General features: G+C 65.5%; 12 protein-coding genes. 2 read left to right on the forward strand and 10 right to left on the reverse strand.

Annotated elements, in window-relative coordinates; translation table 11 throughout:
• Positions 1–40: 40 nt before the first annotated feature.
• The 6 genes from BLQ10_RS21675 to BLQ10_RS21700 form a co-directional block, all read right to left on the reverse strand.
• The gene (locus tag BLQ10_RS21675) at positions 41–817 is read right to left on the reverse strand and encodes an SDR family oxidoreductase (protein ID WP_091565057.1); all 777 of its coding nucleotides are present in this window, start codon (positions 815–817) and stop codon (positions 41–43) included.
• Positions 814–2,304, reverse strand: a complete 1,491-nt coding sequence (locus BLQ10_RS21680; RefSeq protein WP_091565058.1) for a mannitol dehydrogenase family protein — start codon at positions 2,302–2,304, stop codon at positions 814–816. The genes BLQ10_RS21675 and BLQ10_RS21680 overlap by 4 nt, the downstream gene beginning before the upstream one ends.
• 83 nt (positions 2,305–2,387) lie before the next feature.
• A complete protein-coding gene (locus BLQ10_RS21685) occupies positions 2,388–3,368 on the reverse strand; it encodes an ABC transporter substrate-binding protein (RefSeq protein WP_091565059.1) in 981 nt (326 codons plus the stop codon).
• Between the two features lie 42 nt (positions 3,369–3,410).
• Positions 3,411–4,496 (reverse strand): ABC transporter permease, encoded by a 1,086-nt coding sequence (locus tag BLQ10_RS21690; RefSeq protein ID WP_091565060.1) that lies wholly within the window; start codon positions 4,494–4,496, stop codon positions 3,411–3,413.
• Complete coding sequence (locus BLQ10_RS21695) at positions 4,493–5,257, reverse strand: ATP-binding cassette domain-containing protein (protein ID WP_091565061.1); 765 nt, start codon at positions 5,255–5,257, stop codon at positions 4,493–4,495. The genes BLQ10_RS21690 and BLQ10_RS21695 overlap by 4 nt, the downstream gene beginning before the upstream one ends.
• Before the next feature lie 98 nt (positions 5,258–5,355).
• On the reverse strand, positions 5,356–6,057 hold the full coding sequence (locus tag BLQ10_RS21700; RefSeq protein ID WP_091565062.1) for a nucleoside/nucleotide kinase family protein: 702 nt from the start codon (positions 6,055–6,057) through the stop codon (positions 5,356–5,358).
• Between the two features lie 361 nt (positions 6,058–6,418).
• Between BLQ10_RS21700 and BLQ10_RS21705 the strand changes: the two genes are divergently transcribed.
• On the forward strand, positions 6,419–7,441 hold the full coding sequence (locus BLQ10_RS21705; protein ID WP_254785712.1) for a LacI family DNA-binding transcriptional regulator: 1,023 nt from the start codon (positions 6,419–6,421) through the stop codon (positions 7,439–7,441).
• Between the two features lie 149 nt (positions 7,442–7,590).
• Here BLQ10_RS21705 and BLQ10_RS21710 read toward each other — a convergent pair whose 3' ends face one another.
• The 3 genes from BLQ10_RS21710 to BLQ10_RS21720 form a co-directional block, all read right to left on the reverse strand.
• Positions 7,591–9,033: an HNH endonuclease signature motif containing protein gene (locus BLQ10_RS21710; RefSeq protein ID WP_091565064.1), complete on the reverse strand. Its 1,443-nt coding sequence runs from the start codon at positions 9,031–9,033 to the stop codon at positions 7,591–7,593.
• Between the two features lie 76 nt (positions 9,034–9,109).
• Positions 9,110–9,865, reverse strand: a complete 756-nt coding sequence (locus BLQ10_RS21715; protein ID WP_368086536.1) for an aminoglycoside phosphotransferase family protein — start codon at positions 9,863–9,865, stop codon at positions 9,110–9,112.
• Positions 9,866–10,316: 451 nt separating this feature from the next.
• A complete protein-coding gene (locus BLQ10_RS21720) occupies positions 10,317–10,622 on the reverse strand; it encodes a hypothetical protein (protein ID WP_091565065.1) in 306 nt (101 codons plus the stop codon).
• Positions 10,623–10,921: 299 nt separating this feature from the next.
• Between BLQ10_RS21720 and BLQ10_RS21725 the strand changes: the two genes are divergently transcribed.
• The gene (locus BLQ10_RS21725) at positions 10,922–11,881 is read left to right on the forward strand and encodes a hypothetical protein (RefSeq protein ID WP_091565066.1); all 960 of its coding nucleotides are present in this window, start codon (positions 10,922–10,924) and stop codon (positions 11,879–11,881) included.
• A gap of 134 nt (positions 11,882–12,015) precedes the next feature.
• Here BLQ10_RS21725 and BLQ10_RS21730 read toward each other — a convergent pair.
• Positions 12,016–12,636 (reverse strand): SDR family oxidoreductase (locus tag BLQ10_RS21730; RefSeq protein ID WP_254785711.1); only part of this gene is annotated, 621 nt, incomplete at its 5' end.

Raw genomic sequence — 12,636 nt, forward strand, 5'->3', positions numbered from 1 at the left:
GTTGAGGTCAGTTCGCGGCGCCCCTGCGCCGGGAAGACGGTCAGCGGCTGGTGTAGCCGCCGTCGATCGGGAGGGACGCGCCGGTGATCATCGCGGCGGCGTCGCTGAGCAGGAAGACGATGGGGCCGGCGACGTCGTCGACCGTGGCCCACCGTCCGAGCGGCATCTGCTCCAGGAAGGGCCCGCCGATTTCCGGCCGTCCCCAGTAGAAGTTGGACATGTCCGTCATGACCACCGTGGGGTTGACGCTGTTGACGCGGATGTTGTGCCTGCCAAGTTCCAGGGCGGATACCCGGGTGATGTTGTCCAGGGCCGCTTTGGAGGATCCGTACGAGATGTGGCCGTGCAGCGCCACCATGCTGGCTTGGCTGGAGACGTTGACGATGGCGCCGCCGTTGCCCTGGCGGATCATGGCGGGCACCGCGTATTTGATGACCAGGAGGGCGCCCCGGGCGTTGATGCTGATGACTTTGTCGAAGACGTCGATGTCGGTGTCCTGCGGGGTCGCGATTTCGCCGCCGAAGCCGCCGCAGTTCACCACCCCCCAGAGGGTAAGGCCTTCGAGGGCGTCCCGGATGCTGTCCTCGGAGGTCAGGTCGAAGGCCAAGGGCTGCGCGCCGGTCTCGTCGCAGAGCGCCGCCAGCGACTCGAGCGTGCGCGCGCTGGCGATCACCTTTGCCCCGGCGGCAGCAAGCTGCCTGACTGTGGCGGCTCCGATGCCGCCGCTCGCGCCGGTGACAAGGATCGTGCGGCAGCTGAAGCCGGCTGCTGCTGCTGGGTTTTCGACGGCGGTGCTGCTCGTGGGGGAATCGGTCATGAGGTGCTCCTGGTGGGTATCGAAGGTTCTTTGAGGTCCTGGACGGCAGCGCGCGCCCCGGACCGTTGCAGGGCTTCCCGGGCCTGCCGGTACGCGGCCGCGAAGCGGGCGTTCCGGCCCAGGTCGCCGAACACGTCGGTCAGGTTGAGGAAGGCGCCAGGTTCCGCGTGGTCCGCCCGGAGGGCGGCGCGCAGATCGCCAAGGCGCCGGTCGATGGGTTCGAGGTGTTCTTCAGTGCCTTCGAGAAAGCGCGCCCAGGCCGCGATCACCAGGACCGCCCGGTCTACGGGGCCTCCGAGACGGAGCTGTTCACGGACGACAGGGAGCACGAATTTGGGGATCCGTTCGGAGGCGTCGACCATTTGGCGGGCCAGGGTGTCCCTGACGGCGGGGTTGGAGAAGCGGTGGATGAGTTCTTTCCGGTAGGCGTCCAAATCAATGCCGGGCACGGGCCGCAGCGTTGGTGCCGCCTCCAGCTCCATGTAGCCGGCGACGAAATCGGCGAACAGCGGATCCGTACAGACCTCATGGACATACCGGTAACCAGCGAGGTAGCCGAGGTAGCTCATGACCTGGTGGCTCGCGTTCAGAAGCCGGAGTTTCATCAGCTCATACGGCTCCACGTCGTCCACCATCTGCACACCGGCGTCTTCCAGGGGCGGTCGGCCGGTGGGAAACTTGTCCTCGAGCACCCATTGTTCAAAGGGCTCGGCAACAACCGGCCACGCATCCGAGAAGCCGTAGGCCGCGGTCACCGCAGCCCGGTCGGCGTCGGTGGTGACGGGGGTGATGCGGTCCACCATGGAGTTCGGAAAAGCCACCGTTTCGCTGATCCAGCCTGCCAACCCGGGATCCTTGAGTCGGGCGAAGGACACGAGCGCCTTGCGGGCGACGTCGCCGTTCCCCTGAATGTTGTCGCACGACATGACGGTGAACGGGGCCGTGCCCTGCTGACACCGCTGCGCCAGCGCTGCGGTGATCAGGCCGAACGCGGAGCCGGGAACGGTGTTCGGCTCCAGGTCACGGAGGATGTCCGGCGTACGGGGATCGAATTCCCCCGTGGTGTCGTTGATGCTGTAGCCGCCCTCGGTAATGGACAGGGAGACTATACGGGTGGCCGGATCGGCGAGTTTGCGGATGACCGCGGCGGGATCGTCGGGCGCAAAGAGATATTCGGTGATGGAACCGATGATTCTGGCGTCTTCGGTGCCACCGGAGCCCTTCAACACCAAGGTGTACAGGCCGTCCTGGCTGGTGAGGGCACCGTGCATGCTGGCGTCCGAAGGCAGGACGCCGACGCCGCAGATTCCCCAGTCCTGCGAGCCCCCGAGGTTGAGAAGCCGGTCGATGAACATGGCTTCGTGCGAGCGGTGGAACCCGCCGACGCCGAAGTGAACAATGCCTGTCCGTACGGTGCGCCGGTCATAAGACGGGAGGGGGAGCCGGCCCTCCAATTCCGGGAGGGCCGCTTCATTCAGGGAGGTCATGTCATTCTTCTCTTCGGTCGGGAGAGGTGGAGGCGGTGCCGTTGCCCGCTGGTGAGGTGCGGGCAACGGCACCGCAAAGCCGGTTAGCAGGAGGATTTGTAGACGTACTGGGCGCCGTCACCGCTGATGTTGTCCGCGGTAATCTGCTTGAACCCGGTCTGGATCTCCTTCTGCGTGGACTCTCCCTTGATGGCCTTGATGGCCTGGTCCACACTCTGTGTGCCGATGGACGCAGGTTCCTGGGCGATCAGGGCCTGGACGACGCCGTCCTTGAGCTGCTTGACCTGCGCGGGCCCGGCATCAAAGCCGACGATCTTGACCTGGTTCTGTTTGCCAGCCTGGCGGATGCCTGTTGCCGTGCCTTCTGCCGCGAAGGTGTTGGCTGCGAACACACCCACAATGTCCGGGTCCTTGGCCAAGGCCGCAGAGACGAGCTTGGCCGCTTCAGCCGGGTCATTGTGGCTGTACTGCACGCCGAGGTATTCGAAGGACGAGTCAGCTTTGGCGCCCTCTTCGAATCCCGCGACACGGGCATCGGCTGTCGAGACGCCGGGGTCGGTGGAAATGACCAGGACTTTGCCCCCGCTGGGGCTGAGGTTCTTGATTGCCTTGAAGGCCTCCAGGCCGCCACCTTTGTTGTCCGAGGCGATCGCCGACGCGGCGAACGAGGGGTCCTGGACCGTGGTGTCAACGAGGACCACCTTGATGCCGGCTGCCGCAGCCGCCTTCAACGGCGCCTGCATCGCGGCCACATCGGTGGGTGCGATAAGGATTGCGTCCGGCTGGGATGCCACGACGGAATCGACGATCGGCTTTTGCAGCGTCGGGTCAAACTTAGCCGGCCCCTGCGTGTTAACCGTTGCGCCGGCCGCCTTGGCAGCAGCGTCGATGCCGCACTGCATGCTGACGTAGAACTCGTCCCCGGCGACACCCTGGATGAACGTGAGCTTGGGCTGCTTTCCGGCCGCACTCCCTGCCGAGGCGCTTCCGCCGGCACACGCGGTGAGGGACGTTGCGGCGAGGACACCTGCAGCGAGCAGGGTCAGTTTAGGGGTTAACTTCATTGTCGAGCTCCTGGTTTTTTGAAAGGGTTAAGTCGGGGAAAATCAGCGGGATCGTAGGCCAAAGAGCTTCTTCTTGCCGTCGGCCTGGGCGGCATGCCCCCGGGCGGCCGCAGCCCGGCGTCGTTGGTCGACGTAGACGGCCAGGACCAGGACGGCACCGACTGCTACCTGCTGCCAGAACGGCTGGATGCCGACAATGACGAAGCCGTTCTGCAGCACTGCGGGGATGAAGAGTCCGACGACGGTTCCAAAGATGGTGCCGACGCCGCCGAAGAGTGAGGTTCCGCCGATCACGACGGCGGCGATGACGTTGAGGTTCGTCGCCGACTGGCCCGCGATGGCGGTGGTGCCGTACTGGGACAGTGACAGGATGCCCGCCACGCCGGCGAGGCCGCCGGAGAGGACGTAGATGGAGATCAGCTGGCGATCCACTTTCACGCCGACCCGCCGGGCGGATTCCTCGTTGGAGCCGACGGCGAAGGTGTAGAGACCGAAGCGTGTCCGGTGGAGCACGGTGCCAAAGATCAGGATGAGGACCATGGCGATGAGGGAGATCGTCGGCAGGGTGGTTCCCGGGACGTTGCCGTAGCCGATGGTGTCCTGGAGCACTGCCGGGACTTCCCGGATGTCCACGCCGCCGGTGATGACCTGCGCCAGTCCCAGGGCGCCGCCGAGTGTTCCGAGGGTGACGATCAACGGCGGCACCTTGGCCTTCGCAATGAGGACCCCGTTGAGCAGCCCCCAGCCGACCCCACATCCGACGGCGACGAGGATCCCCACGATGGCCGTCCCCCACCCGGAATCGCCCATGGCCTGCATGACCTTGGCTGCCACAACCCCGGAGAAGACAAGGTTGGATCCGACGGACAGGTCGATGCCCGAGGTGACGATGACAAAGGTCATGCCGATGCCCAGGACCCCGAGGATGGAGACGTTCTGGATGATCTGGCGGACATTGCCCCACGTCGGGAACACTTCCGGTGCCAGGGCGGAGAAGGCCAGGAAGATGACCAGCAGCACCAGCAGGATCTGGAACGACTGAACCTGGAGTATCTGCTTGAACGTGTGTGCGCGTGAGATTTCGGGTGCGGTCCCGGCGGTGCGGGGTACGGCTTCGGTGGTGGTCATGAGTGTGCTCCATCAAGTGCGCCGGTCATTGCGCCGACTAGTTCTTCCACAGATGTTTTCTTTGCCTCGTAGGTGGCCACGCGGCGTCCGAGCCGGAGGACCTGGACGCGGTCGGCGACGTCGATGACGTGGGGCATCGAGTGGCTGATGAACACGACGCCGACGCCCTTGTCACGGACCCGGCGGATCGTCTCGAGCACGTTCCTGGTCTGCACCACGCCCAGGGCGGCCGTCGGCTCGTCCAGGAAGATGACGCCCTTGGCCCAGGCAACGGCCCGGGCAATGGCGATAGCCTGCTTCTGGCCGCCCGACATGCTGCCGACAGGGTCGGAAAGGCTCCGGACCGTGGCCCCAAGTTCGTCGAAGGCTTCCCGTGACTTGGCGCGCATCGTCTTGTTGTCCATGAACCCGAGGCGGCCCTGAAAGCCAGGCTTGGCGATTTCGCGGCCCAGGAACATGTTTTGGGCCGCGTTGAGATGGGGCGCCAGGGCCAGGTCCTGGTACACCGTTTCGATGCCCAGGCGGCTGGCCTCGCTCGGGGAACCAAGTTCCACCTCACCGCCGGAGAACAGGATCTTGCCGGAGTCCAAGGCCAGGTTTCCCGACAGCGCCTTCACGAGGGTCGATTTTCCGGCGCCGTTGTCGCCGATGAGCGCAACCACCTCGCCGGCGTTGACGTCGAAGTCGACGCCGTCCAGGGCGCGTACGTTGCCGAAGCTGCGGGTCAGGCCGCGGGCTTCCAGAACCGGGATTGTTGTCATGGTGTAACACCTGTCAGCTGGTACGGGACGATTGCGGAGGCTCCAGCCGAACAGCCGGAGACACTTCGTTGTGCTGTCACTTCTGTCTTCCTCTTCGTTCAGGCCTGGGCCGGGGTCTCGCCGGGGGCATGCGTCAGGTCGATGATCAGATCGGCCCGCTCCCGGGTGGAGGCAACAACATCGGCATTGCGCTGGTCGCTGCCCAGCGCCCATGCCTCTGCTTCTTCGGGCAATTTTCCGAAAGCTTCGTGCCGCCTCCGCAGCCGGAGCTGCCGTTCGCCGTCGCCGATGTCCAGGAACCAGACCTCGTCCATCTGCTCCCTGCTTTCCCGCCAGCCTTCGGCGTCGAGAAGGAGGTAATTTCCCTCGGTGATGACCAGCGGGACGTCGCGGGCCACCGGAACCGCGCTGCCGATGGATTCCTCCAGGCTGCGATCGAAGACCGGGGCATAGACCACCGGTTCGTTGTTCGTCTTGAGCCGGCGCAGCAGGTTGGCATATCCCCACGGATCAAAGGTGTCTGGAGCGCCTTTGCGGTCCCGGGATCCGTGGGCCGCAAGGACCGAGTTGGCCAGGTGGAAGGCGTCCATGCCCACCCGGGCAGCCTGGCCACCCAGGGAATCGGCGATGGCCTGGGCCACGGTGGACTTTCCGGCACCGGGCGCACCAGCTATTCCGAGGATGCGCCGGCTTCCAGCGGCAGCAAGGACGCTGGCCCGCGCCACCAGCTCATCCAGTGTGCAAGTCAGCCGTTCAGCTCCCCGGGCTGGTGCCGGGGCCCGGTCTTCAGCGGTGTTCATCACTGTCTCCTCCGTTGGTCATGCCACGGTGAAGAAGCTCTGCTGCTACACCTTTGAAGCGCTGCCTGAAACGAACCGGTAGATCCTGACCGCGGGGCTCGAACTTGTGTTTCGAGGATTCGCTGTGACCTGCCTGACAAAAAATCTAAGGGCCTCATGTCATCGATGTCAAGGAAATTTCAGAAACTCATGTCATCGATGACATGGGCTTCTTGAAGTTGCTGTGATCATGGGGCAGGATGGGGTGGGCGGCCGATTGTCACCGATGACATGCTCAGCGCTGATGTCGTCCCCGCTTTTGAGAACAGCACCGCGGTAGGGTGTGCCCAGCGAACAACGAAGGAGCCGAACCGTGACGACCATGCAGGATGTGGCCACGCGTGCCGGGGTGAGCGCCAAGACGGTGTCCCGGGTCTTCAATGATGACCCGCACGTCACGGAAGACACGCGGGAGCGCGTTCAGTCGGCCATGCGCGAGCTCAAGTACGTGCCGAACATGCTCGCGCGGACGTTTCGTGAGGGCAAGTCAGCCGTCATCGGCATCGCCGTGCCCGACGTCGCGGATCCCTTCTTCGCGGCCGTCACGAAGGGGATCGAGCTGGCGGCGCGTGAACACGACATGGCCATCGTCGTAACCAGCCTCGGAGACAACCCGGCCCTGGAGCAGAGCATCATTCAAACGACGGTCCGCCGCCAGATCGACGGCCTAATCATCGCCCCGATCGCCGCCGACCAGTCCTACCTCGCGCGTTGGCAGGACAGCTTCCCCATCGTGTTCATTGACCGCATCCCCACCAAGCTTCACGCGGACTACTTCGTCGAGGACGACTTCGGCGGAGCATTTGAAGCGACGAAGCACCTCATCGCCCACGGGCACCACCGCATCGCCATCGTCGGAGACTCAACAGACGTCCCCACCACGAAGCTGCGGTTGGAGGGGTATCTCGCCGCCCTTGCCGACGCCGGCTTGAAAAGCGACCAAGAGCTGATTGCGCTCGGTTCGCGCGACGCGGATGCTGCCGCCCATGTCTGCAAGACCCTGCTGGCACTGCCTGATGCGCCCACCGCCATCTTTTCGTCCAACGCGCGGTTCTCAACCGGCGTTTTCCCAGCCCTTCAGGCCTTGAACCGAACCGATATTGCGCTGATCAGCTTTGGCGACTTCCCCATGGCGGATGTCCTCCAGCCTTCGGTGTCAGTCATCGATCAGAACCCGCGTCATGTTGGCCGAGTCGCTGCCGAACGTATCCTCGCCCGAATTGCAGCACCCACCAAGAAATTCAGGCGGAAGAACGTCATTCCCGTCAAACTGATCGAACGCCAGTCATGCCAGTCGCCCGTGACCCATCTGCTCCCGCAGTTAACCAGTGATGCCCGCATGTAGCTTGCTGAACAGCGGACGACGGCGGGACTTTCCGCCGTCGTCCGCTTGCGTTTAGTTCTCCTGCAAGGCCGACCAGCCGCCGTCGGGAGGCGAGGATGGCGCGGGTGTTGGAAGGCGGAGGGCAACGGGCAGGAACATGGAACGCGATCCTACGCCGCGATGAACAGTGCCCAGTCAGGAAAGGGATCCACCGGTAATGGCGGTCCGGTCTCTCCGGGTCCGGCGACACCGGCAAGCACGTCGGGCCAGTCGGGCGGTTCCAACTCCCGGCCTTCACCCGCGTGGCCGAGGTGCTGCGGCCAGTGTGGTGGTTCCCAGTCTTGTTGTTCGCTCGGATAGGAGCGTCCCGCGGGTGAGATCCAGCCGGGCGGCTGGTCACGGGTGGCGTCAACGGGCCTCCATGCTGTGGTGTGTCTGAGTCGGTGGTGCCGCCGGCACGGCTGGCCCAGGTTGGCGACGCCGGTGTCGCCTCCCTCGGACCAAGCCAACAGATGATCCGCTTCGTTATCCAGGGAATGGTTATTACAGCCCGGAAAAGGGCACCGGCCATCCCGGAGCCGCAACCATTGGCGCATCGCCTTCGGAACCCGGTAGCTGGTCCGTCCGATCTCCAGCGGCGCTCCGCTGCGCGGATCGGTCAGCACACGCAGGAACGATCCGGCGCCATCCCCCACAAGCCGGCGGGCGATGCTCGGCGGAACGGGCCCATACCCGTCCAGCGTGGCCGGTTCCGTCACGACGCCCAAAAGAGACAGCACCGGCACGGTCACCAGGACCTGCGCCTTGGGTGACGGAGTTCCTTCCGCCGCCCCCGTCAGCAGCCAGGCAGCGGCGACGTCCGCACGGAGCTGGGTCAGGGTCCGGGATTCATTCGGCCCCTGCAGGGCACGGGCCGCTTCCGTGGCACGGGCCCATCCAGCCACTGCCACATCCGCAGTCACGTAGGCCGAGAGCCAGGCCATGCCGTCCCGGTCCGGCACATATTCCAGCCGACGGTCCTCCACACCCTTGCGGTGGCGCGTTTCGATGCTTACGGGATGGTGCAGCTCACGCCATCTGCGCGCTTTGGCCCGGAATCTGCCCGGCACGAGCTCCCCCGCCGGGCAGCCGCGCGCGGCAAAGGGAGCTTCGACGTCCAGGAAATGAGCCTCCAAAGCAGCCACCGCAGCGGGGTCCAGACCGGAGGTTTCTTCACACATCACCCGCGCGTGTTGCCATGAAATGCTCCCTGCCTGCAGCGCAGACAGCGTCAGGGGCAACCCAGTGGTCAGGGTGGCTGATTCCGCCAGGAGCGCCGCCGCCGATCTTTCACTCACAGTCAGGACACAGGCCACCTCTGCTGTCACCGCCATTTCCTGGGCGGTGCGCTCCTGCGGGGAAACGGCTGGGGCCGTCATGGCGACGGCAGCGCGGGCATATCCGGCGGCGAAGTGCACTTTCAGCGCCGCCAGCCTAGATTCCATGCCGGCCACCTCAGTCATACCGTCCAGGCACGCGTCCGCTTCGTCCCGAAGAGGGTCAGCGCCAGTCGAGGCCCCGTTCCCGGCTCCGCGACCGGCAAATGCAGCCAACCTGGCAAGGGAGGCCTCCATGGCCTCCAACGTCTCCGCAGCTGCTCTGCCTTCCATACCCACAGCATGACAGGAGCCACTGACAATAACGCCGGCGTCAGAGTTGCAGGCAAAGTCCGTCATCCAGGATCTGCCTGATCCCGAACTTCCCTACGCTGAACATCCGCGGATTATCGTCGGAGTTGCTCAGCATGGCAGTGGACAGGATGAGGGCCCAACCACGGGCCCTCATCCAGGTGTCCCCTTCCACTGCGGAGCCAAGGGCGCCCATGAAGCGGTGGCGAGTGCCGGCGTCGAACATCAGCCACCCCACCGCAAGATCGACAGCCGGGTCCCCTGCCCCGACGTCGCCGAAATCGATGACGCCGGCCAGGGAGCCGTCGTCCGCCAGCAGGATGTTGCCAGGGTGGAGGTCCCCGTGGAGCATCATCGCCGGACCATCCCAGGCTTTGGCGGCACAGGCCTGCGCCCACACTGCTCTCAGCGCTGCCGCCTGCGGGTAGCGTTCGTGGTCCCCGAGCCGTTCCACCAGCACAGCGTCACGGTCTGTCAGCGGCACGCCTCGGAAAGGATTCACCGGGACGCCGATTTCGGCGGGCACGTGAAGGGACAGCAGGAAATCGGCCAGGCCTTTAGCCGCCGGCCCGCGGCCCGCCGGGCCGACGTCGGCCGCAGCGGCTCCGGGGACCCACCGCACGATGCTCCACGGCCAGGGAAAGTCCGACGTCGGCCCGCCGGCATGGACGGGGACAGGAACGGCAACCGGGGAGCGGCGAGCTATGTCGGGAAGGTAGCGCTGCTCATGAAGTATCAGCGAAACGGCCTCCTCCCTGCGCGGCAGCCGGACGGCCAGGCGTCACCGAGCCGGAAGGTCGCGTTGTCCCAGCCATTCGCGACCCGCACCAGAGGACGATCACGGAGATCGGGCCGCTGGTCCCGCACGAGGCGCTGGACCACCGCGTTACTCACTTCCACCGTGGCTGGCGGCATTTCCGCCATTCAGAAATCCGCCTTCCTTTGTGCCTGCAATGCACAACAATCCTTTTCTCTTGTCCGAATATAGTTCAAGACCCCAAGAGCGGACGGGGCGCGGAACGAGGTCGGCGTCGAAGTGTCCAAGGTGACCGCGACGCGGGGTCTGTGACCGGCACGGTGTTGCGGCGCAAGGAGTTACGGGATCCAGCCCGCGGGAGGACTCCGCTGGATGACCCGAATCGGACGACGGCGGGACCCCCCGCCGTCGTCCTGGCACAGCATGACGTTGCGGCTAATTCATCCGGCGGGGACCACCGGATTTTCAGCGGTCAGCCCGCGCCCTGGCCCTCGCGGGCCACCTCTTCCAGAATCCTGGCTGTCGGCGCTGCCGTCATCAGCTGCCCTATCACCTCGGGTTTGTCCCACACCTGGCTGCGCAACTTTTCCAGAAAGCCGGTCGCGGCGTCCCTGGTGTCGAAGTCAAGGAGCACGGCCACGCTGTTCTGGTCCTCGGTATCCCGGAACAAGCGGACAGACCGGGCACCCGAGGCGGCGCGGCCTGCGGGATCCGTGTCAAAGACTGTCTTGAAAGCCTCGTATTCCCGGACCGGATAGCTAATCTGCAGGGTGAACATCGTCGTTCCTTTCCCTCGGGCTGTGGCAGGGACCACCATAGGCCGTCCGGCGCGGTTCCGGTAGGACCGGAGGGTGGACTTGAACCGGCGCTGCGCTGCCCTGCTGAATGGCCTGGTGAACGAGCGACACAAGCGGACTATGACGGGACCTCCCGCCGTCGTCCGCTTGCTTTGGCGGGTCAACGTCCACCTCATGGATCGAACCTAGGAGAGTTAATCCATTCGGTGCATTATTCTGGACGGGTTACTTTACTTTTTCGTGCGCGCCCCTCCAGAGCGCTCATACGCAAGGAGCCTCCATGAGCCTTCCGGATCAAGCGATGGAACAGGCAGCTCCCAGCAGGCCACCACGCCGGACTCCCGCCGGGGATGCTGCTTGGGGGTGGCTGATCGGGATCGTGGCAGGATTGCTCGGCCTGGGCCCTTGGCTGGTATCCGGCGCACAGCTCCCGTTGCAGAATTTATGGGGCGCAGAGGTCGTTCCGGACCAGATGCCGGTGTCGTTACTGCCGCTAAGCCAGTACGAACTCACCACGATCGTGGCCCTCCTCACCGTGGGCGGTGCAGCAGCCGGACTCGCGGTGCGCATCTGGTCTCCCGCCCGACGGCGGCTGGTGGCGTGGTGCGCGGCGGCCGGCGTTCTTGTGGTTCAGTTCACGGCGGCCGTCCAGTCCTTCACAGTGCTCGACGGCGGCTTGACGGGCGGAACAATGGCGAGCCTCTACTTCGCCGGGCTACTCGCGGGCGTGACCGCATCCCTCGCTGCGGCCCTCGTGGCGCACCTGCTGCTCTGTTCAAGGTCGCGGAGCCTGGCGGCATTGGGCGCCGGACTCATGGCGGTGCCGTTCGCTTCGTGGGCGGTGGAGTGGGTTGTCGGCTTCGTTGGGCACATCAACGTCCCCGTCGCAGTGCCGTCAATGGCTCACTGGATTCCCGCCATCCTCGTTGGTTGTGCCCTGGCATGGTGCGGCCTTCGTCCTGCGCGGCGGGCCGCGGTGTGGGCCGTGAATCTTGCCCTGTTGTGGGTGGTTCCCGCCCTGTTCATCTCCGTCAACTACGTCCTGGGGACGCGTGTACTGGCTGGCGACCTGCAGGAGATGCTGTTGATGAGCCGGCAGATCCTGGCGGCAACACTTGGCCCCCACGGCGGGGCAGCTCCCAAAGTCTTGCTGGCTTTGGTCATCGCGCTGGCGGGGCTGGGTGCCAAATCTATTGCCGCTCGCCAGCGGCCGGACGTGCCCACATCCCCGTCTACGTAAGATCCGGGCTCACCCGCGATGTGTGGACGTGATTGCACCAGCGGAGCCGATGGTGCAATCACGGATTTGATCCCAATCCAGCGGACGACGGCGGGTCCTCCCGCCGTCGTCCGCTTCCGTTTGGTGCGGCTTCCCTACAGGGCGGACCAGCCGCCGTCGGAGGCGAGGATGGCGCCGTTGATGTTGGTGCCGTCGTCGCTGAGCAGGAAGGTGATGGACGCGGCGAGCTGCGCGGCGGTGGCGGGTGTGGGGACGGTGGCCTGCATCAGCGGGCCGAGGCGTTCGGCCGCGAGCCGGGATCCCCAGGTGGCCACGATGTTGGTGATGGTGGGGCCGGGGGCCACGGCGTTGAAGCGCAGGCCCCTGGGCCCGTACATCACGGCCGAGTTTTTGGTCAGGCCGACGACGGCGTGCTTGGAAGCGGTGTAGGCCGCCCCGGCGGCGGATCCGCGCAGGCCTGCCTCGGAGGCGACGTTGACCACGGAGCCGGTGCCGGCGTCCAGCATCAGCGGCACCACGGCGCGGGTGAGGCGCATGAGGGCGGTGACGTTGATCCGGAACACTCGGTCCCAGAGGTCGTCGTCCACCTCGTGGACCGGGGCAAAGTTGTCCATGATGCCGGCGATGTTCGCCAGCGCGTCGACCCGTCCGTCGGCGGCAGCGACGACGGCTGCCACGGTTTCCTCGGTGGAGATGTCGCCGGCCACGGGGACCAGGTCCAGTCCGGCGTTCTCGGCCACCAGGTCGTCCAGTCG

The organism is Arthrobacter sp. ok362, assembly GCF_900102785.1.
Lineage (GTDB): Bacteria > Actinomycetota > Actinomycetes > Actinomycetales > Micrococcaceae > Arthrobacter.

What these genes read in the sequence shown, in the direction of transcription:
- BLQ10_RS21680 (WP_091565058.1), bottom strand. Translation starts at nt 2,304, where the DNA reads ATGACCTCCCTGAATGAAGCGGCCCTCCCGGAATTGGAGGGCCGGCTC.
- BLQ10_RS21720 (WP_091565065.1), bottom strand. Translation starts at nt 10,622, where the DNA reads ATGTTCACCCTGCAGATTAGCTATCCGGTCCGGGAATACGAGGCTTTC.
- BLQ10_RS21685 (WP_091565059.1), bottom strand. Translation starts at nt 3,368, where the DNA reads ATGAAGTTAACCCCTAAACTGACCCTGCTCGCTGCAGGTGTCCTCGCC.
- BLQ10_RS21710 (WP_091565064.1), bottom strand. Translation starts at nt 9,033, where the DNA reads ATGGAGGCCTCCCTTGCCAGGTTGGCTGCATTTGCCGGTCGCGGAGCC.
- BLQ10_RS21725 (WP_091565066.1), top strand. Translation starts at nt 10,922, where the DNA reads ATGAGCCTTCCGGATCAAGCGATGGAACAGGCAGCTCCCAGCAGGCCA.
- BLQ10_RS21690 (WP_091565060.1), bottom strand. Translation starts at nt 4,496, where the DNA reads ATGACCACCACCGAAGCCGTACCCCGCACCGCCGGGACCGCACCCGAA.
- BLQ10_RS21675 (WP_091565057.1), bottom strand. Translation starts at nt 817, where the DNA reads ATGACCGATTCCCCCACGAGCAGCACCGCCGTCGAAAACCCAGCAGCA.
- BLQ10_RS21705 (WP_254785712.1), top strand. Translation starts at nt 6,419, where the DNA reads ATGCAGGATGTGGCCACGCGTGCCGGGGTGAGCGCCAAGACGGTGTCC.
- BLQ10_RS21695 (WP_091565061.1), bottom strand. Translation starts at nt 5,257, where the DNA reads ATGACAACAATCCCGGTTCTGGAAGCCCGCGGCCTGACCCGCAGCTTC.
- BLQ10_RS21700 (WP_091565062.1), bottom strand. Translation starts at nt 6,057, where the DNA reads ATGAACACCGCTGAAGACCGGGCCCCGGCACCAGCCCGGGGAGCTGAA.